Here is a 21,908-nt window from a genome sequence, read left to right on the forward strand (position 1 = left end):
TCCTTAAAATCTATGTTCAAAACGGGATATCAAATTTTATTTTTCAATTGCTTTTCACTATTTCGAAGCTGCACCTTAATCTTGTTATTAATAGCCCAATTTTCTTATTTCTTCCTCAGTAAAACCAACAAAATGTGCCACTTCGTGGCGTATTACTTCTTTTATTCTTTGCTTAATCTCCTCATCAGAACAGCAGATTTTTTCAATATTTTTTTGAAACAGGGTAATCCTTTCCGGCATGGTACCGGATTGCCAAACACTTTTCTTGCTGAGCGGCACACCCTGAAATAAACCAAGTAATGTTGTATTTGACATCAACCTCAATTTTTCCAACACATACCTGTTTGGTTTGTCCTCTACAACAACAGATACATTTGATAGTCGATCCTTCAATTTTTGCGGCAAATCATTAATAGCATCAATCACAAATTGGTCGAAAACTGCCCCATGCTGTATGCCATGATCTTTCGGAACTGTTTCACTAGATAAGTACTCACCAATTTCACTAATCTTATATTTACTCATAAATATTTTACTTATGAAAAAGATTATTCCGCCTACCATGGCAAACGTGACCCAGAAGTTCCAGCCATGCACCAGCATAACACCCCCTATTGCTCCCAAAAGGGCAATAATCGTGAAAAATCCTAATAGCACATAAAACCCTTTTGTATTCCTGAAGATTATTTTACCGGCAATAAGAGGAACCAACTCCATACCGCAGCCAAAACATTTCATACTCCTGTTCTGACTGTATTCATCGGGATGAAACACTTTACCACAATGAAAGCATTTTAATAACTCCGGGTTTTTCTCCATAAATTTTGCCTATGTAATTAGAAATTATACCCAGCGCTGCCAATGAACACCCTGTCCTCTTTTTCCTTACCCTCACCTGGTGTATTGTCGTACTGATCGAGTAATTCCAGATTTACTAATAAAGACTTTGTAAGGTTTTGCTTTATTCCCACACCTGAATCCAATCGCCAGTCATTAAGATCTTCAGCACTCTGTACATATTCAGCTTTTGCATAAAATGCAGTAGTAGGAAGGATTTTCCAATCGAAATATTGTCCTACCCTTATACCCAATGTTTCCTCTACACCCCCCTCCTGAAACCTTTCGCGGGTATAAGCTGGTCCTCCTTCAGCTTTATATTTTAGGACATCATTCTTAAGAATAAAACGATAACCCATACCAGGCGATGAAATAAGGCGATAATTTAAATTCTCAATCTCATCATGCTCAAAGTACTGATTGAAAAAGGAATATAACCTGAGGGTGTGCTTATATTCGTATTTCGCAGTAGCACGTTGTTCATTAACAGTTTCTACATCTTCATCTGTATCTTTGTTAGTTACTACTTCATAAAGGGCGAGCGCATCAAAAAACATATTATCTCGTTTTCTTTCATTAGTGAAACTTCCCTTTACATTCGTTGATGTTGACTCTGTATTTCCATCTTTAATATTAATACCGGCACCAACATTTCCTTTCCACGTCTTAGGCGGGGTAGAAGGACTCTGTCCAGGCATAACTTTTGTTTCGAAAGTACCGGGAGAAGTACCTTGCGGTTCTGATTTCCCTACTTTTTTTATGTCAGAAACAGTGGGACTAACAGCGTCTGTTTGTGCCAATTGTTTCAGTCCTTGCTCAAATAAAGGACGACGTGTTATCTTCTCTTCGGGATAAATATCCGATATCTTATCCGTTGTCGTAAGATTTATGCCTTTAACAGATAAACTATTCTCAGTTTTAAGAATAGAAAATTTTTTCTGTGTTTCACCATGATGTACTATAATGATCTCCTTGTCTCTTGAAATAAGACTGATAATGCGCCATTGAAGAAAGCTAATGCTGTCACCACTGTGTCTGATAGAAAGATAGTCCTTATCGACGTCCACCACTTCTCCTTCTATAATATCGCCGTCGATTGTTTTGATCTCATCAGGAAATACCCTATCCATAAGACATAAATATACAAATAAAAAAAATAAAAATCCTAACTTACGCATCCGCCTTCTTTATCCTGATTGCCATCTTGTTTAACATGTTCCTGTATATCTTGGAAAGGAAAAGGTACTACTGAACGTATATGAATATCCCTTTGGGGGAAGGCAATTTGGATTTGATTCCTTTGAAATACTTCATCGATAGCAAAATTGAGCTCGCTCATGGTAAACCAGCGTTTCCCGGGATCATCCGCCCAAAAATACAATTCAAATTTCAGTGCAGAGTCACCAAATTCAGAGAACCGCACAAAAGGTTCCGGATACGATCTTACATTAGGATTCTGTTTGGCAATTTCCAGCAAACACTTTTTCACCAACGCTGTATCGGAACCATACACTACTCCCACCTTTACGGAACCTCTCATACGAGTTGATGGATGAGTCCAGTTGGTGATCCTGCTTTCAATAAACTTTGAATTGGGTACCGTTATAGTAATCTCATCGGGTGTGGTAATCGTTGTGCTCCTTGCACTGATTTTGTCGATTGTGCCTAAGGTGCCGTCCTCCAGTGTAATAACATCTCCAACACGCATGGGACGTTCAAAAAGAAGGATAATTCCGCTTACGAAATTACTGATAATATTTTGCATTCCAAATCCGATTCCTATACCAAAAGCACCTGCAAAGAAAGCCAGGCTCCTTAATGGAATTCCAGCTATACTAAGGCCAATAAGCGCCGAGATACCTATGATGATATAGCGTGTAATGGTAGAGAGTGTTTGCTTCAACCCACGCTCCAGGCGGAGCTTATAAAACACCTTTTGATCAAGCAACTTTTTTATATGCCGTGCAATAAAAAAGGATGCAAATAGTACAACTAATGCTATGATAATCTTTATCGGCGTTGTGTATCTGCCTTCTTCTATGAAGAAACGATACCTTAGTCCGCTACCAATAGCCCCGAAAATCATCCCTATCTGCCCAAATATTTTTTGGATCAGATAAGGGGCAGCAGGAGAACCTATCGCATCACGAAAGGTACTGACCCATACGCGAATAATAATTATTGCAGCAATAATTGAAATAAGATAATTCAATGAAATATGACATATTGCAGTGATGGCATGAAATCTTTTTTCCTCAGGGGTGTCTTTTTTGAGATTTTCCCTCTTAAAACGCATTTCTCTCAGGTGAACCAAACGATGATACAAATATTTCCATATCCAAAAAGCGATACATGCGATAACAAAACTCTTTATGCACGTCTTCAATAATACATAGGAAAGGACTGGATATCCCAGTGTTCTTATCGCGAACAACAATACAACAAAGGAAATAAAAATCGGATAGATTATTGTTATTATGCGATGAATAAGTTTTCCAAATTGTGTTTCTGCACTCGGCAATAATTTGAATATCAGTGTTTTCTGTGTTGCAAGCCACAGCAAAAGGATTAAAATCCCCACACGGTACACAAACCAGAGTAATTCGACTACATCACTCCTGTACCCAAATGTACTGAGAACTACGATTAGTGATAAAGTAATAAAGGAAAACAATACAATGATATTTACTGATTTATAAAGATGTTTGGGAGAGATGTATGCTAAAGAGGTGACTAATTTTTTATCACCCTTTTCCGGGCTGAAGGACTCAACGAGAAAGCATTTGAGAATTCTATATACTGCAAAAAAGGTTAATACATATATCGTTGCTGTTATTACAGGGGTTTTAATACTCAGAATGCCAGGTATAGATACAGAAATGATGGCCAGCCATATGGCATTTATACTCTTCTGAAGCACGATTAAAAGACTGGGAAAAAGCCTCGATTTATAGTAAGATACGCCAGTGGCTTCATACAATGCCTGCGTTTTGAATGTGCTCCATCGGTGAATGTATTTTTTTGAAAAATAAAATCCTGCAATGAGCCCGATTAATCCGCATAATCTTATCCAAAAAGTAACTGTATGTCTTTTATGGGAGATATACGATATAAAATTCTTTGCCTGAGCCGGAATTATGTTATAGAACGAATCCCGCCGGTCATAGCAATCCATTAAATCCTTATACACTGCTGTTACTGTCTGGGAAGAAATGGTACTTTCTATTCTCATCCAAACATTGGCTGCCTTCATAGTAATTAACTTTTCTTTGGTCTTTTCCAGCAGTATCAGTGCATTTTTTTTGATCTCCAATCGTTCCTGCAATCTGTCCAGTCTCGTAGATATAAGTCCAACTTGTTCTTCTATCGCTTTCGCGATATGGTTTGCATACTCTATTGCCTGACGCGCCAATTCTTTATCCGAGAAAGAGGTCGCTTCATTTTCAATTGTTGCTATTTCCTCTTTGGACTTGGCAAAATTGTCAGAAATGAACTTTTTTTCTTCTTTTACCGATGGGATGAGGCTTTCTATAGTTGCAACCGATTCAGTGAACCGCTTTAAATCGGACTCTATTTTTGTTAATGATTCTTCAATCTCTTTTGTTGTTCCTCCCCTGCTCAATAGAAGGCCAATATCCGCCTCTAACTTTTTATATTCTGTAAAATCTTTGTATCTCTGAGCACCTTCCGTAATAAGCTCGTCTTTTCTTTTGGCAATAAGCCCAGCTTGTTTGTGAACCTCAGACTCTAACTCCAATACCCGTTTCTTTTCCGGGGAGGTCGTCACCATTTGCTCCAGTGCAATTTCCTCACTTTTCCTTGCAGCTTCCTGCAAGGTCTTTTCAACTTCGGCCTTAGTCCTTTCCGCAATCTTTCGGCTTTCCTCCTCGGCTCTTTTCGCTGCCTCCAACTCTGCCTGTTTCTTTGCTAATTCTTCCGATCTCAACCTTTCTTCCAAGCGTGTTGCCTTTTCGGCTAAAAACGCAGCGTTGAATTCTGCATTTTTTAATTCCAGCAGGCCTTTATCATAACGAATCCTGGACGTTCCCAACCGGGTCTCAAATATGGCAATCCACTGTGCGCCGATGGCCTTTTTCCATAGTAAAATACTGTCAATTTTTTCCTGTATCGTATTAGTAAGTTCAGTATCTCCGATCTCCGATTTTAAAGTGTCCAGATACTCTGCAAGATTCCTTTCATCTTCAGATACCTTAGCTTTAATCTCTTCCAATCTGTTCGTAAAAAAAGATATCACCGATTCCTTCTCTTTAATACCGGCTTGCACTGCCGTAATGTAACTTTTCGCAATATCAGCCTCTTTTTTTACTATGGGGACTTGTTCATGAGAAGTTAAAAGTGTCTCTTCCAACCCCAGGATTGACTTTAATAATACAACTATTTCATCATGAGCTTTTGACTGATCATGGAGTACTTCAATACGATCCTCATATGTCTCTATTTGCTCATTGTCTATATCTATCTTTTCTTTAACTATGTCAATTTCTTTATCCAGTAATTCTAAAAACTTTTGACTAATTCCCTTACCCAAATAATCCTCTTTTTCCTGCCGGAGTCTTTCCAGGTAAGCATCCATCGCTTTTCTGTCTCTTTCCAAATTAGATATAGAGGATTTTATTTCGTCCATGGATTTTGCAACGTTCGTTTTTACCTCTTCATCTTTTATTCGAGCCTTTTCAATGTCATCTGTTGTTACTTTTACTCCCATCTCAGAGAGTTTTACTTCAACTTCCTTTTTTTCTATAGTTTGTGCCTGAATATCGATACAGCAGCCCAACCAAAAGAAGCAAATACCCAGATACAGCACTAACCCGGTTTTAGAGAAAGGGATGAGCATGAAAATATTTCTTTTTTTTACTCTTGTATACTTCAAAGACATAATCGATTCTCCCGGCACTTCGTACTCATTTTCATTTCTGCGTATTCATTATAGACACCAAGCAAATTAAATGCCTATTCCGCGTTTGTAAACATCCCACAGATCCGCATGAATTTTTTGAGGTACAAATCTGAAATTTTTATATGACCACACAGTTATCGTAGACTGAATAAGTCCCATAAATACGATTGCAGATGTCGTTGGATTAATGTCTTTTTTTATCAATCCTAATTTTAGAGCACTGACAAGTAACTTTTCTATTCTCCGGAGATACTTTTGTATCAATTGCGAAATCTTTCTTCGTATGAAGGGATCACTAAACTGCATAGCCCCCATGATAACAATAAAGGATGTTTTGCGTCGGGTTTTTGCAAGAATAAGTTGGGCAAGCAAGATATTTTTCAGATTTTGTATTGGGTCTTTTTCTGCCATTGCCTTATCTAAGGCCTCCATGAGGGTTTCCTCAACATTATCTATTAACAGACTTAATATATCTCTTTTGCTCTTAAAATGCCGGTAAATAGCCCCCTTGGTCGTTCCTATTTCTCCGGCTATTTCACTTATGGTAACACGTTCAATTCCTTTGGAAGAAATAATAGTTCGAATAATGTCCACAATTTGCTGTCTCCTAATCTCCGTAGATTTTCTGATCTGCACGGTACCTCCTTCTTAAGTATATGGGTTATGATCTAGCTGCATATTTTATTGCCATTATGAGTGTATGCAAAAAATACATACCATTATAAACAGAAAGATGCAAGATTAAAAATAAAACTTAAAAAAAGGCCAGCGTTACAACGCCGGCCTTTTCTGCACTGAGACTTTTCTAGCGCTACTGCCATGGATGAAAGGGGTGCTGGGAAGCCCTTTGTGCACTCAGATTTTCCTAACGATTTCCTGATTATTGCCTCATCTTGGAACTCGTTTCGGATTTATTGTTTCATCTTCACCTTAATATCTTTAATCTCCTCTCCTATTTTTAGTGGTTTTAATGATTCAGATGATAAAATTCCTCCAAACACCTTCTTTCGTTAACTTCTCAACTATTTTTCTTCGGTCATCCAAATCATTCAAAGGTGTTGAAATATTGAGTGTTTATAGAATATGAGGGCAAGTATACCTATGGTTACCAACTGGAATTATGATTGATGATATTTAATGAAGCAGCCTTTTCTACTACGTTCACAAATGACCGGAAAAATGGTGTGAGATACTTATGAGAGAATAATCGGGCCATGATTTTGCAAATTAACCTGAAGGAATTATAACCCAACTATGTAGTGGCAATGAGCATTGCCACTACTGTTACAGAAGTTGCTACAGGCTTAATTTAACGTTTGGGAAGTTTACACAGGCGAATGGTAGGGAGGCTTTCGCCTCCCTACCATTCAAACCAAATGCAAAAAAGCTGACTTCAGTGCATTGCAGGTGCTACATTTCGGTGTGCATTTGTCAGGGTTTTTTCTTCCATAAATGAAAGACACATGAGACAAACGAGGGACACGAAGATATACCCGAGAGAATAATTGTTGGTATAATCTTTAATTGTGCCTAAAATTATAGGGAGAAAGAAACCACCGAGGCCGCCTGCTGCACCTACCAGCCCCCCCACTGCCCCCGTATCTTTTGGAAAGTATTCTGCCACGAGTTTGTAGACAACACCATTGCCAATGCCGAGACAAGTTCCCATAACATAGAACACCACAAGTGAGGTTGCCAGTGATACGTTTAAATTGAGGAATACCGCTATGACAAGCACAATTACCGTAAGAAGCACCATTATTTTTCTTCCATTGAATCTGTCACCGAGATATCCCCCCAGAATTCGGGTAAATGAAGAAAGAAAAACAAATATCGATGTGAACCCCCCGGCCTTTACTGGGGAAATATTATAAAAATCACAAAGATACGATGGCAGCCATATCGAAAAGCACACGAAGAATCCAAAAAACATGAAATAAAACAAGCAAAAGACCCAGGCCAGCCTGGAAGATTTGAAGAGTTTCAGTTTATCGCTTAGGGTAGAAACCTTAACATTTACTGATTTTGGGGCATTGGAAGTAAAAAACCAGTAGACAAATGCCATCAAGAGCAATGGGATTGCATAAATGATAAATGCCTTATTCCATCCCAAAGATTCTGCGATAAAAGGCGCTCCAAAAGCCGAGAGGGCAGTGCCGGCGTTTCCCACGCCATAAACTCCCAATGCAAAGCCTTGTTTCTTCTTTGGATACCATTCTGAAACATGCGGGATTCCAACCGCGAATGAAGAACCTATTAAACCAAAAAATAAGCCACACACTAACAAGAAGCCGTAACTATGCGCAAAACCAGTAAAAAACAGAGATACGGCCCCGAACAGAAGCATAATCGTAAAAACGAGTCTCCCGCCAAACTTGTCTGTCACAATACCCATAGGAATTTTGGCGAGGGAACCAAGTAATACCGGAGTTGCAAGTAATAATCCTACTGATGTGGAAGACAGATTAAATTCTTCCTGAAAATATATTGCCAAAGGGGCAAACAGTGTCCAACCAGCAAAGCATAATGCAAATGCTAAGGTTGCGAGTATCATTACCCTTGTATTGCCATTAGGTGTTTGTATCGATTCATTTGCTAACATATTCATAAAAAAATCTCCTGACAATGAAAGTTTATCATCTCAGTAAAATAATTGTAGTTTTCTGATGATAATAAAAAAATATTCCGTTTCAAACGACTGTTAACTTGAGTGTACATACTGAAAAAGTATAAATTCGGTCTTTACCTTTAATGGACATTTATATAATCCTTCCGTGATTAAAGAACTTGTTTGCTTTATGTAAAACAAGGTATCATTTTTTGTCTTCATTAAAGTAAAATAACCATATACTTGCCCATCCCGAAAGAGCATAGACAATGTCTTTTCATGGTCAAATGGATGCGCATACAATTCTTTGACTTGCTTCCCGATTACATCATCGGCTGAATGAAATCCAAAAAGCCTTGCACCACTGGTATCAATATGAGTAATGACGCCATCGTAAGAAGGCTCATACTCATACCAACCCTTTGCATCCTTTATATCAGGAAGCATTTTTGGTACGCTCTTTGTTGATACCTGCAGATTATCCATACAGATCCTCCTCTTTCATAAACATTTTTTACTGTTTTAATTCCCATGCTATTACTGATTTTTCTGGAGATTGTTTTGCATTACTTCCGGCAATCTCATTTTCCTTGCTACCTTGAAAAATTGTATTTTCAGATTTTAGGACTGGAAGCTCCTTTTTAAACTTGGAAATTTTACTCTTGATAAAATCTTCATCCCTCTTTGCTACAAGAGAGCCCAGTGTATTTAATGGATTGTGTATTTTGTATTTTTGCTCCCGAAGATACCCGCGTTCCTTCCTTAATTCATAACCATCCAGGACTGCTATAATAAATCCGATGGTAACGATAGTTGTTACTCCCAGCAGCGCCTTATGAGGTACCGATAAATTTTTGAGCATATAACCGGTACTTAATTTTCTGTAAGTCAATATTGCCATTGCAAATGCCGGAATGATCATCGCTATCATAAGAGACTTTATCATCGAGCTAATATTATTCAAGGCACCGAAAGCTTCATCGGCATCAATTTCAACAATAAGGCCCATATTGAAATCTTTTAGCCAACTCCATGCACCTACTACTTGTAATCCACCGTAATCCCTGTATCCTTCAAGATCATAGCCGGTTGCTTTTTCCGTAATGCACCTTTTTACCCCTCTTGTAATTATTTTGTTCTCAGGGTCTGCGACAACATGACATGTTTTACAAGTATCACCGGTATTCCGGATGTGTTCTGAAAATCTTGATTGGGTGATCATGATCCCTTCTTTATTTACCAGATAAGCTTCTCCGGTCTTTCCCAGTACAACATTTTTCATGGCTTGATTCAGCATCGAGGTGTCCATCCATAACACAACGGCGCCAATTACATCGCGATTTTCACCTTTAATGGGATAAGATAAAAACAGGGAAGGTATTTCATGTTCTATGTTATCTTTGTTGCTGTTACTATAAGAATAGTGGATTACATCTGAATAATATGTTTTCCCATCATATAAGGTTTCCTGAATATTGCGAAATGCCTTTTCCTTCATAATATTTGTGCCGATCATAGATTTTTCAGTTTCTGTTGCCACGTGAATAATACCTGCACCATCGCAAATGAAAATTCCTCTATATCCATAATCCGCCTTTGTGCATTCCAACTGTGTTTCTAGTCTGAGATATTCATGCTCGTTTTTCCCATTTATGAGATTTACAAATTTTTCATCACCATGAATCAATAATGTGCTGAGAATGGAATCTGAAATGGCCCTGGCATGCGATTCCCTTTCGTATCGCAAGAGCATGAGCATATCTTTTTGCTTATTGAGTATACCCTCCAGATTATTTTTTATTCCGTATTTTAACTCTGTACTCGCCTTTGGAAATGCAAGCATTCTGAACAATACCAGCGGAAGCAGCCCAAAAAAGAGAAACGTAACAATGACTATGACAATTCTTTTTTTTAATATATTCATCATACTTGTGCCCTTTCGAAAGTAAAATTACATCCCAGGATAATTATTCATCTCTGGTAAATTATTTTCATAATTGATTATACCTTTCTATTCTATGTATACGATTATATACTTGACATATTATAATTCACAAAGTATCTTATGTCAATAGATAGTATACCATTGTTTACATAATATAGTGATGAGGTCTGAATACAAACGCACCGGAAGTAAGCAATCTCCCGGGAAAATTCGCCCGTTTGGCCTGAATATCCAGATATTATGACAGAGATGAATAAGGTGATATACCACACAGCGAGATGAGACCTTTCTCATCGGAGGGAATGTTATTTCATGAAAAAAATAGAGGCAATAATCCGGCCCGAAAAATTTGAAGTTGTGAAAGATGCTTTATTAAAGATGGGCTATCCGGGAATGACCGTTACGCAGGTTAATGGACACGGTAATCAAAAAGGTATAAGTCAGGTATGGCGTGGAAGGAGATTCCGGATTGATCTGCTCTTAAAGCTTAAAATTGAGATAACCGTTAAGGATATTGATGTAGAAAATATTGTAAATACTATTATCAGCGAATCTCAGACGGGAAGCATTGGCGACGGAAAGATATTCGTCTCTCAGGTGGAAAACGTTTACCGTGTTCGTACAAAGGAATCAGGCGAAGCCGCAATCTAGAATGAAAAGTATAGAAAGATTGCATTGGTATTTTCATTTTATTTATATCGCAGATAAATTTCGCTGGTTTTTTCATCAACAGTGACATGAAACTTTTCAGAAAGACGTTTTTTTTGTCTAACCCATGATGCCTTCAAAAAAGAAGGACACAGAACGGACGTAAACACAATTACCATAATAACCGAGGAAAATACAACATCGTCCAATATCCCAATATCCCTGCCTATCCCGGCAAGTATTAAGGTCCCCTCCAGTTTCATCGCCATCCCTATGCCTATGATTGTGCGGTTTATACGCCTTTCAATCGGGCAAACAGAACAAAACATCTTTCCAATAATGGCGGCGCCTGTTATAGCAAGACCGAGGAGGACTGCATTCAGATTCAAAAAGCTTTCCAGTTCAACCTGTGCCCCTACCCGAACAAAGAGTATTGGCACAAGGATCGTGTAATACGGTCGTATTATCCGTTCGATGGCGCCATATTCCATGTAATGGGAATCATTTAACTTTACATTCCGGAGTAATAAACCTGCAACAAAGGCTCCTATTACCGTATGGAGTCCGATTGACCCTGACATAAAGGCTAGCAAAAGAGCAGAAATTACCACAATCGGTATATTCAAACCCTCTGTTACTCTTTTTGTTAAAAAATTCCCGAATCCCTCACCATACCGCAGAATGATTACCAAAATAATGGCAAGGAATGATATAGCTATACCAATGGTAACCAATATGTGTGGTACAGAAGTCCCGCCCCGAACAACAAACCCACTGATCAGGCCAAAGGTTAGAATTACGATAATTTCGGTAATAACGGCTGCGCCTGTTAAAATCCTGCCCTCAGGGGTATTTATTATCTTTAGCTCACCCAGAACTGCCATTAATAATCCCATACCGGTATTACAAAGAAGAATGGCAATAAGAAGTTTTGTGCCGGTAGAGGCATCAGGGAGCAGAAAATGGCCCACGATAAGCCCAAGCCATGCAGGCACAATAATACCGCCGATGGCTACCAGAAAGGAAGAAGCACCCACCTTCAATAACGCCCTGATGTCAGTATGAAGACCGGCTGTGAAAAGAAGTAGCAACGTTCCGAAGTATGAAACCATTTTTAAGAACGGCATAGTCCTGAGAAAATGGAAAAAATCCCATCCGGTAAAGGTAAAGATGTTACCCAAAAGCATCCCTATGATCAGATTTCCAACTACAGCAGGAAGTCGCAACATCCTGGCGATCCATTCTGCTATCTTGGCAGCAATAAGAGTAATGGCAATGGCAAGGATCACACCGTGAGTTGGATCGTGATGCCATATGTCCCAGGCTGGTTTTGAATCTTCTGCCTCTTTTCCTGTCTCTGCTGCAGGCTCAGGTGAGGATATTCCTTTTTCAGGTTCTTTTGCCTCTTTAATCAATACGTCTGGACTCCCTTCCTTCGCAATATATGAAGATTCCTCTGCAGGAGTGAAAGTCGATCTGTTCTCATCTGTAGTCTGGTGGGATTTATCTTCCTTTACAAGTGTTTGAGTTCCCCTTGCCTCTACCGGCAGGGATTCCCTGCCAGCAATAGTTTCACTCTGATGTTCAGGTGTGGCTATTGCCATTGGTGCGCTTCCTTCTAAAGTTTCTTGCGGGGTCTCTGAAAAAGAGGCACCCGGCCGGTGGCCTTCGCCACGCAGATATTTTTCCAGATAACCCTTTTTCTCCGTAAAGGCAGGAAATAAGAATTCTTCCCCGGTCAAAGGCGGGATTGGCTTGTTATCCTCCAGGTACCTTTGAGCCAGGCTTTCATCAACTGCAGGAAACTGTTGTTCAGCGGTAAACGTGGTCGCAGAACCCGGCATAGTTGGTGTTGAACGGACATCTGTTTTTAGATTGTCAGCAGATATTTCCTTCTCTGTGGCCTTTGATTGGGAATCTTCGGCAACTAGGGTGTCCTCATGGACACCTATTTCCTCCACAACAGACGGAGGAGAAGGAGATTTCTGCCCTGTAACAGCCTGGAGAGATGCGTTATTCATAGCCGGGGTTTGTGTGCCCTTCGCCTCTCCGATGAGGGATTGTTCTTCGGTAACAGGCGTGGTGGTATCTCCCGCCGGGGAAACAGCCGGGTAGGCAACATTTTCTGCGTCGGTTGAGGGTATCTCTTTCTCCACGATAATTTGCGGATGTTCTTGATCTGGAGATTTTTCCGGGAGATATTCTTTCCTTGCAGTCTCCAAATATCTCATTATGTATTTCTTTGGAGAAAGTATTTCCTCAATAGTAAAAGACCCAGGTTCCTTTTTAATAACAACAGAAGATGGTTTGGAAACTTGAGAAAACGATGAAGTCTCTTTTTCTAATGGAGGTGATCCAATTACGACATGGCAATAAAAGGAAATGAAGATGATTCCGAAGATCAGGCTATAATTGAAAGTACGCATGATATATGAAAATTTAATGTTTTTAAAATGAACTTATTACAAATTAACCGCTATTATACACCACGACAAACCCTTTCACGCTATTCACAGATTTATTTATGATACTTTGCGATACCATCTTTAGTCAAATCATTTCAAACCCGAAAAGTGCTTGTGCATTATTTCTCTCTTTATCTCTGACTTCATATAAGTTAAACAAGAGTGACCTTTAATTGGTTCCTGATTTCGGAATTTTTTCCCATACCTTTTTTCTTTCAAGAAACCACTTTATAAACCATTCCGATTCTTTCATCATGATGCTGCCAAGAATTGCGCTGAGCAATACATAGACCCCGGTAAGTGACTGCAACGGGTAAGCATGGGAATTCATAGTAATGGCCCCTGCCAGGATAATGGAAAACTCTCCTCTTGGAACAAGACTAAATCCAAGTCTTAGCCCAGCTCTTTTGTTCAAATCGTATTTTTTTCCAATGAAATAACCGCAAATAATCTTACTGAAAGAAGAGATAATAAATATGATTATCCCTATGGGGACAAGACTTCCTAAATGCTTATAATCTATCGACATTCCGAATGCAACAAAGAAGATTGCTGTGGAAAATTGTTGAAAGGGTTTAATTGCATCTGAAATCCTGTGTTTTTGTTTTGTTTCTGACAATAAAAGTCCTGCTAGAAATGCACCAATCGCCTCAGAAAGTCCTATTCTGGATGCTGCGCCTGCTGAAAGTACGATAATTGAAAGAATCAATATCACGAATAATTCTGTGTGTTCAATATCAATGATCTTTTCGATGTATTTCTTTGAAGTTCTGGCAAGTATGATAAAAAACAGAAAAAATGCCGAGGTCTTTAGCATAACGAAGAAGGCGCCCATTGTATCCATGGAACCGTAATTAACAATGCCAATAATAAATGCAAGGAACACGGCAATAAACATGTCCTCGAAAAGAAGGACGTTAAGAATATATTCGGTTTCCGGATTTGCCGAACGTCTCAAATCAATGATAGATTTGGCCACAATTACTGAACTGGTCACGTAAATAATCCCTGCAAGTAAGATTGACTGTATTAAACCATATCCCAAAAACCAGCCTAAAACCAGACCAACCGGGAAATTAAACAACAAGTCATACATTCCTGTATTGAATAATTTTCTTTTACTATTAATCAAACTCCCGACTGAGAATTCAAGGCCGAACATAAATAACATAAAGATAATCCCTAGTTTGGCGATAAATTCTGTGATGATCGTAACAGGGAAAAAATTCTGAAGGATAATGCCGACTACGATAAAAATGGCAACGAGGGATTGGTTTATTTTGGCGCCTAAAAAGCCTGCTAAAAATAAGGCGATGAGGGAAATGCCCAGCGAGAATACGCTTTCATTGACGATCATTTTTCATCACCTTAAGGAATTAAAAAAACATTTACTTGCCGTATGTTATCGTCGACATACGTCTCTCCAGGTATCTGCTCTAATTCTGCCCGTATCGTATAAGTATCTTCCTTTAGCCCGCTGGTATCCCAGCCATAAACGATTTTTTTTGAAGACAGGCCGTCCAGCGTTTCAGCCTCACGCCCTATGAGTTGATTTGCTGTAGGACAATCTACTGTCAATATTGTCGTCACCTTTGTTGTCCTCTCGTTGCCTATAACAACTTCAACATTGATTCGATTCCCGATAGTTTCCAGCAAAGGGACATCCATAGATACAATCATTACCCCATGTACTATCGGTTCGTATTTTTTCTTCTCGTCAGCAAGACTATCCGGTACCCCACAGAATAATATATATCCAAAAAAATAAATCATACATAACTTCCAGCCATTTGTCTTGTATATCTTCATAACGGCCTTCCTTCCTTTTAACGAATACTTCATAAACAAATTCACTCTGCTTTAAAAGGCAATTTCGGCTCTCGAATGGTAGTCAGTGAGCTAACAAATGTGGGTATCCATCTGTTAGCTCACTTTTGACTTATCGAAGAGCTTAATCCTTCTCTATCTTTATTAATTCACCATTCAGGTACCTCCTCATGAAATCGTTCTCATTTCCTGCGGTATAACCCGTTTTAGCAGGATCCCATAATCCCTTTCCACCAATACCGCCATCTTCTGCCTTGGTAATCTTCACCAGGGTCTCCTTAGGAACTGTATTGATGCCATGATTATCAGCTTCATAACCAAAAACAAACTTCATGCTTGTCTTTGATTTGTGGAATAAGCTATCCAACTGATGCATCGGCATGGACCAGTCCCGCGTGATACTCTGCTGGGAACCATAACGGAAACTGGATTGATATCCCGTACCAGCCGACAGTGCTCTGCCATCCGGTCTTGTCTCATGAGCCTTTACACTTCTTTCCGTTGAAATCCATGCAGAATGTTTCATCATTGTTACTCCATATGGGTAAGCTGGATTATACTTGCACCGTAACATGAGCCTTGCCACCTTATAAAATGGATCGTTTGGTTTCCAGCCTTCATATGGTCTATCGGCTGGATTTGCATCGACGTAGACATAATCACCATCATTGATGCCTAAATCCTTAGCCGCCTGCGGGTTTATATTAATTTGATGCTCACCAACACCCGGCATCCTCTTGTCCATCCTATAGGGATCGCCAAAATTGTTATTCCAGATGAAGTTCCAGTCTGTTACCGCCCATTGTGAATGCACCGTATGTCTGGATTTCGGTGTCACGCAATAGAATTTATAGCCTTTTTCCCACAGGAAGTTCTTCGTCTGCTTAATTTCTTCCCATGACTTCTTGATATTCCTGACAGTTCTTTCATCCCAATGTTCTGCACTCTCAGGGATTCCATAATCATCAGGACGGATATAAGGATTAGTGCTGGCGATAACGTTCGGCAGATACGGAGTAGCCTCAGGTCCTTCGCGATGAACGATGAAATTCTCGCCATACTCAACGATCTCTGATTCATCATTGTAAGCCTGTAACCTTCCCGTTGGAGTATAGAATGGCAGACTCTCGTGTACCTGCTCCCAGAATGGATGCCTTGGGTAAGTCCTGTAGAGCAACAAGGCAACGCCCGGTTCCCCATATTTCCCATTCACAATATCCTCAAAAGTATAACCTTTTAAGGTCGTACTTCCATCCAGCAGTCTCTGGATATACACTTCGGGCCTGCCTTCTAAGGCAAACTTCCAGTAATCTCTAAACCTCATATCCCTGAGTACCCCCCCCAGCTTCGCTGCCATGCCCGCAAGGATCATCACATCGTCTTTTGAATCATTAACCGGCCTTATGCCGCCCTTCCATATCTGCACAAATGGATTAGAACATGAGCTTGTAATCTCATGGGTTTCAAACTCTGCCCAGGAATTTGCCGGGAATGCAAAGTCTGCATACTCAATAGAACCAGTCACCTCAATATCGGTGGACATAATTTGTTCGATATTTGGGTTCACGTTCTTCAGCATTTGGTACACATGCTTTGCGTTGTTGACCAGGTTCACGTTGGTAAACCACATGATCTTGGTTGGTGTCGGCATATGTGTTTTCCCCGTAAAGCATTTACGTCCGTACTTGGGTGTATTAACAATCAACGGCCTGTCATTATGATTCCAGTAAGCCACCTCTTCGTCATAGGCGCGACCTTTTACCTTCAGATCCATTGCAGGCGCGTCTGGATCAAGGTTTGGATTGAATACATCTTCCGCTACCCATCCATAAAATCCCGGACCACACCATTTTGCAGACTGAAAATTGCCGGCCTTGTAGTTACCTGACCAGGTATGGGAACCAGAACCTTTATAGCCTACATTGCCAGTTAGCATAAGAGGTAAATACGTCGACCTGTTAAATAACGTTGCATGAAACCAGTGATTGATGCCTTCACCATAATGAATCGCTACAGGTTTTATCGTGGCAATATCATGTGCCAGCCTTACGATTAATTCTTTTGGTGAATTGGTTATTTCAACAACTGTATCAAGATCATAATCTTTCAGATGGATCTTATACATCTCAAAGAGTGGCATGACCTCGACCTCTTTACCATCAACAGTTTTTACCTTAAAAGTACCATCGAGCACAGGATCAATTCCTTTAGCCACCAGTTTGTCACCTACATCATCTCTGGTAATTGGCTTCGGACTGTCGGTCTTTGCATCCCATACAACAAAGTCACCAATCATTTCTCTTTGATCATCATGCAAACCTTGAATCTTAAAGCTCGGACCATGAGAAATATCTTCCGGTTTATAATCCGGGAAGATGTCCTTCGCCTGTAATCTTTTCAGAGTATCCGTCCTGACAAGCAAGGGGAAATCAGTAAACTTCTTCACATAATCCGCGTCATACAGCTTCTCGTCCATCAATATTTTCGTTAAACCCAGGAAAAGCGCCGTATCGGTATTACACCTGATCGGTATCCAGTAATCAGCCTTTTGAGATGATGGACTGTATTCCGGTGTGATGACAACCAGTTTCCCGCCCCTTTCCATTACCTCCGTAAGCCAGTGTGCCTCTGGCATCTTGTTTTCGATGAGATTTTTCCCCGTTTGGATAACCAGCTTTGAAAACCGGATGTCGTTCATGTCAACATCTGATGTCTGCAGCCCGTGAACAAATGGATGGCCAGGGGCCTGATCTCCATGCCACGTATAGTTGGACCAGTTTCTTCCACCTAATGCCTTATCCGGGCCTACTCCTCTGTTGTGACTGTCAACTAAGGCGAGGGTATTGTTAAACCGGTACATGCCATACTTCCCTATGACACCCAAAAGACCCATCCCACCACGCCCCTTGAAGGTACGGGTGCCAGCACCCTTCATGGCATCCACCATCTCTTTCGGATAGCCTTGCTCTATAAGTTTCTTTGCACCTTCTTCTCCGCTGTACTTCTTGGTTATATGGATAATCCCCTTTGCCGCATATGTCCAGGCATCATCCCAGGACGCCTTTAAAAGCTCGTCCTGCCCGCGGGCATCAAACAGATATTTTGATTTATTTTCTGGTGTCAATTCCGGAAATCCGTCATCTGCCCATTGCTTCCACCCTTTTCTGATAAGCGGGTACCTTAACCGGTAAGGTCCGTACACCCTCCGATGGAAGGTATAACCCTTGAGGCACATCCTGGGGTTCCAGTTCCTTGTGGCCTTGTTTCCATACAGGTCTGAATAATTCTGGTGATCGTAGTTTTGCTCGACCCTCATAATCACTTCATTCCTTACAAATGCCCTTACCCTGCAGGCATGGGTATCATTCGGTGAACACGTATAGGTAAATGTGCGGTCGTACCTGTATTGATCCCGGTACACACTTTCCCATGCACGGTCAGGATAGGCGTCCAATGGATTTCCTACCTCAACAGCGGGTTTTAAGAGCCTAAATGCCATTGCTTTATTGGCAAGGGTAAAGGTCGCTCCCGTTGCACCTGCCACCTGCAGGAAAGTCCTTCTTGTAAGCTTCATATTTCCTACTCCTTTCTCAATTTAAAAACCATTTATATAAAAAGTATTGCCTAATTATTATAAAATATTAACAAACAGTTTTCCTAACTTTGTAAGCCTCGATGCATTGTCCACACACGCCATCTTCCGGTTCCCATCCGGGAAAATCCTTTTTTATTGCATTCACAAGATAAGCATCTTGTTCAATATTTTCTACCCAATGATACGTGCGAAATTGGCATAAGGGACATTGAGCACCAGGCAGGATGGTTTTTTTCTTCTTAAGAGTATGCTTTATGGGCAACCCTTCAGAAATTTTTATTACTTCATTCACATCTTTTGCCAGCCTCAGTATCTTATCATGCGTTAAATTCTCATCTTGCCACAGAAAATCAAAAATAGCGATTTTCACTTCATCGGGAATCTTTTTATAAAGAGCTTCAAATTCTCTATATCTTCCTTCTTTATCAGAAAGCGTTTCTTTCCCTTTCCTGATCAATCTGCTATCAACATAAACATCCCAAAAAGTACAATATCGCTCCTTGACTATACTTTCTTCCATAGGATTGCCGCCGAGGCGTTCATCACGATAGCCGTATGTTTCACTGAGCATATCGGAGGCATGCATCAATTCATGCCTGACTAACTTTCTTAAATAGGGAATTTCCCGGAAACGGTCTGGCATTAATTTAACAACTATCTTTTTTTGACCAGACTCCTGATTCATCCCTTTTGTAAGATAAGCACCTTCATCAAAATTATTCGCTGCCTTTGCAATCACCCCCCCGCAAGCCTTTTCTTCCAGCTCAGGAAATTCATCAAAAATCTCTTTTATTAGCTTCGGAATCTCAAGTTTTTTAAAGAAGTCCCACTCAATCTTTTTAAACTGCGAAGGCCTCTCATCCATGGGAAAATTTTCGTAAACCGGATCAATACAAGAATGATATTCGAGAGTAAAAGAAAAATCACCCTTTTCCTCCCTGGCCCTTAACTCTCCAAATATTACTTCCTCAATCAAACCTGGATCAAATTCCAACTTCATAATCATTCCTCACTAAAATCTTCAGAAGATGCGCAAGACAAACATTCATCCGCAACTCCAGCCACCGCCTCTTGATTGAGATCAGATTCCTTATACATCTCTGTTTTAACATCCATGAATTTCATTTCCAATCGCAAGAACTCTTTTGTCAAAGCAGATACGGCACAATAAAAACCTTCTCCTGCCTTCCTGCCAAAGAGAACCGAGAAAAGGGGCACCCATTTCCCTAGATGCTCTTTCAAGAATTTCTTTTGCGCATCTACGCATATCTGCGCTTTTTCATCTCCATGATTTTCCAAGGCGTAGGCCTGCTTGTACAACAGAAAGTGCATAAACTCCAACTCTACACTAATGTGGTCGCACCGTTCCTTCTCTAAGTCAGAAATATCAAGCCCAAAAGCTTTATAAAAACCTTGAATATCACCTAACTCATGCACTTGCTGATAAACATGAGCTGCACCATATTGAGTTTCGTACAAAGGACACTCTTTCGACATGGTGTGTCCGACAATGCGTTGATATATACCTTGCAAGGTTTCAATGTTTGTAACTCTAAACAAATCCTGAACCTCTTTCAAACATCTCCTTAACTCCACACCATCGTCTATACCTTCGTAACATAGTATCAGCTCGTTCTCGTGTTCCTGCAAATCAGGACTTTTCAGTATTGACAAATTCTTCTCTGTTGGGTAAAGAAAACAGGCAGACAAAACCTGATACATTGCACTCCGTACAAGCAAGCAACCCACTCTGGATGCAACTTGTTGATTTAAATGACTACTACTGTCGACTTCCATAATAAACCTCAATTCTAAATTGAATTGTAATGTTTTGGGTCTCTGATATGAACAGGCTCTTCTATTGTTGTTCTTACAATCTCCTGTCCATCCTCACCATATCCAATAACGGTATCATTGTACAACTCAAACTTCTTACCGTGAATCGTCGTTTCAAACACCTTCGGCCCTTCCTCAATCTTGTACTCAAATATAATTGATTGGGTCATCCTGAATAAAGACATCACCGCCAATCTTTCTCGGGAAGGTACCATAAATTTATCAATCGCCTCATCAACACCGGGACCAAACATCTGTCTCAGATAAGACCTTGGCGCCCACCTCGGTGGTATATAGTATATGTTAGGCTCCGTTCCAAACTGGGGATAAAGAGGTAATGCTAATTTGTCGTGCCTAATTAACCACGTGACTGGATTCTTCGGATTATCATCCAGGAATCCCTGCAAACGAATCTGCCCTACACACGCAGCCATACACCTCGTTTCCATCGGGCGCCCCTTCGTTAATGGATCTCTCCCTTCAACTCTGGGATAACAGGCGATGCACTTTTCACTTACCCTTGTTAAACCCCGGTACATGGGTTTTTTGTACGGGCATTGCTCTACGCATTTCCTGTATCCCCTACACCTTTTCTGGTCGATAAGAACTATTCCGTCTTCTTTCCTCTTATAAATAGCCTTTCTTGGACAGGCGGCCAGACAACCTGGATACGTGCAATGGTTACAAAGTCTTTGAATATAAAAGAACCAACGACTATGTTCCGGCAACGATGAATATTCGTCGGGCTTATTACTCTTTGCTACATCCTCACCAAAATTTGGCGCCCTCCATTCCTTATCCTCCGGAATGTATCCTACCGCCCACTGATTAATATTCTTCTTCGAGGCCGCCTCAAATATCGTGTCACCTTCATATACTCCATAGGGAGACAGCTTTTCATCTTTCTCATCGGTATACCAGGTATTTTCACCATTATCAATTAACTTTAACGTTTTAACGTCCCAGGATTGCGGATACCCACCATACGGTTTTGTTTCCACATTGTTCCACCACATGTGCTCCTGCCCTTTGTTATAAGTCCACGCACTCTTGCAGGCCATGGTACACGTCTGACAGGCAATACACCTGTTGATATTAAATACCGCAGCAAATTGTCTTTTTGGTCTGGATTCGAAATAGGGATACTCCATACGTCTCCCTAAATGCCAGTTATGTACTAACGTCATTTTTTAATCCTCCTTAAACTTTATATCCTGCAGAATATCCTA

The 21,908-nt window shown here is 40.3% G+C and carries 15 protein-coding genes; 1 reads left to right on the forward strand and 14 read right to left on the reverse strand.

The genetic code is table 11. The annotated features are described in order from the left end of the window. Positions 1-87 precede the first annotated feature (87 nt). The 7 genes from E3K36_06665 to E3K36_06695 form a co-directional block, all read right to left on the reverse strand. Positions 88-819: a metallopeptidase family protein gene (locus E3K36_06665; GenBank protein ID MCF6154925.1), complete on the reverse strand. Its 732-nt coding sequence runs from the start codon at positions 817-819 to the stop codon at positions 88-90. A gap of 17 nt (positions 820-836) precedes the next feature. Beyond that, positions 837-2,015 (reverse strand): DUF481 domain-containing protein, encoded by a 1,179-nt coding sequence (locus E3K36_06670; protein ID MCF6154926.1) that lies wholly within the window; start codon positions 2,013-2,015, stop codon positions 837-839. Then, positions 2,003-5,734 carry a mechanosensitive ion channel gene (locus E3K36_06675; protein ID MCF6154927.1) on the reverse strand — a complete coding sequence of 1,244 codons (3,732 nt, stop codon included), beginning with the start codon at positions 5,732-5,734 and terminating at the stop codon, positions 2,003-2,005. The genes E3K36_06670 and E3K36_06675 overlap by 13 nt, the downstream gene beginning before the upstream one ends. Positions 5,735-5,800: 66 nt before the next feature. After that, entirely contained in the window at positions 5,801-6,391 is a 591-nt protein-coding gene (locus E3K36_06680) for a TetR/AcrR family transcriptional regulator (protein MCF6154928.1), read from the reverse strand. Between the two features lie 757 nt (positions 6,392-7,148). Beyond that, positions 7,149-8,363, reverse strand: coding sequence for a NarK/NasA family nitrate transporter (locus E3K36_06685; GenBank protein ID MCF6154929.1), 1,215 nt, complete (start codon positions 8,361-8,363; stop codon positions 7,149-7,151). A gap of 93 nt (positions 8,364-8,456) precedes the next feature. Beyond that, positions 8,457-8,849 (reverse strand): PAS domain-containing protein, encoded by a 393-nt coding sequence (locus tag E3K36_06690; protein MCF6154930.1) that lies wholly within the window; start codon positions 8,847-8,849, stop codon positions 8,457-8,459. Between the two features lie 28 nt (positions 8,850-8,877). Beyond that, positions 8,878-10,290 (reverse strand): hypothetical protein, encoded by a 1,413-nt coding sequence (locus E3K36_06695; protein MCF6154931.1) that lies wholly within the window; start codon positions 10,288-10,290, stop codon positions 8,878-8,880. Positions 10,291-10,620: 330 nt separating this feature from the next. On the opposite strand from E3K36_06695, the gene E3K36_06700 reads away from it, so the two are divergent. Then, on the forward strand, positions 10,621-10,959 hold the full coding sequence (locus E3K36_06700; protein MCF6154932.1) for a P-II family nitrogen regulator: 339 nt from the start codon (positions 10,621-10,623) through the stop codon (positions 10,957-10,959). 38 nt (positions 10,960-10,997) lie between these two features. Here the strand turns inward: E3K36_06700 and E3K36_06705 are convergent, their stop codons facing one another. From E3K36_06705 to E3K36_06735, 7 genes are all read right to left on the reverse strand, one after another. After that, complete coding sequence (locus E3K36_06705; protein MCF6154933.1) at positions 10,998-13,382, reverse strand: cation:proton antiporter; 2,385 nt, start codon at positions 13,380-13,382, stop codon at positions 10,998-11,000. A gap of 208 nt (positions 13,383-13,590) precedes the next feature. Then, positions 13,591-14,778, reverse strand: coding sequence for a cation:proton antiporter (locus E3K36_06710; GenBank protein ID MCF6154934.1), 1,188 nt, complete (start codon positions 14,776-14,778; stop codon positions 13,591-13,593). 11 nt (positions 14,779-14,789) lie between these two features. After that, positions 14,790-15,230 (reverse strand): hypothetical protein, encoded by a 441-nt coding sequence (locus tag E3K36_06715; protein MCF6154935.1) that lies wholly within the window; start codon positions 15,228-15,230, stop codon positions 14,790-14,792. A gap of 142 nt (positions 15,231-15,372) precedes the next feature. Beyond that, complete coding sequence (locus E3K36_06720; GenBank protein MCF6154936.1) at positions 15,373-18,822, reverse strand: nitrate oxidoreductase subunit alpha; 3,450 nt, start codon at positions 18,820-18,822, stop codon at positions 15,373-15,375. Between the two features lie 67 nt (positions 18,823-18,889). After that, positions 18,890-19,843, reverse strand: coding sequence for a hypothetical protein (locus tag E3K36_06725; GenBank protein ID MCF6154937.1), 954 nt, complete (start codon positions 19,841-19,843; stop codon positions 18,890-18,892). Positions 19,844-19,845: 2 nt separating this feature from the next. After that, positions 19,846-20,640 carry a hypothetical protein gene (locus tag E3K36_06730; GenBank protein MCF6154938.1) on the reverse strand — a complete coding sequence of 265 codons (795 nt, stop codon included), beginning with the start codon at positions 20,638-20,640 and terminating at the stop codon, positions 19,846-19,848. 14 nt (positions 20,641-20,654) lie between these two features. Then, positions 20,655-21,866: a 4Fe-4S dicluster domain-containing protein gene (locus tag E3K36_06735; GenBank protein ID MCF6154939.1), complete on the reverse strand. Its 1,212-nt coding sequence runs from the start codon at positions 21,864-21,866 to the stop codon at positions 20,655-20,657. Positions 21,867-21,908 lie beyond the last annotated feature (42 nt).

Origin of the sequence: Candidatus Brocadia sp. (assembly GCA_021646415.1) — a bacterium.
GTDB lineage: Bacteria > Planctomycetota > Brocadiia > Brocadiales > Brocadiaceae > Brocadia.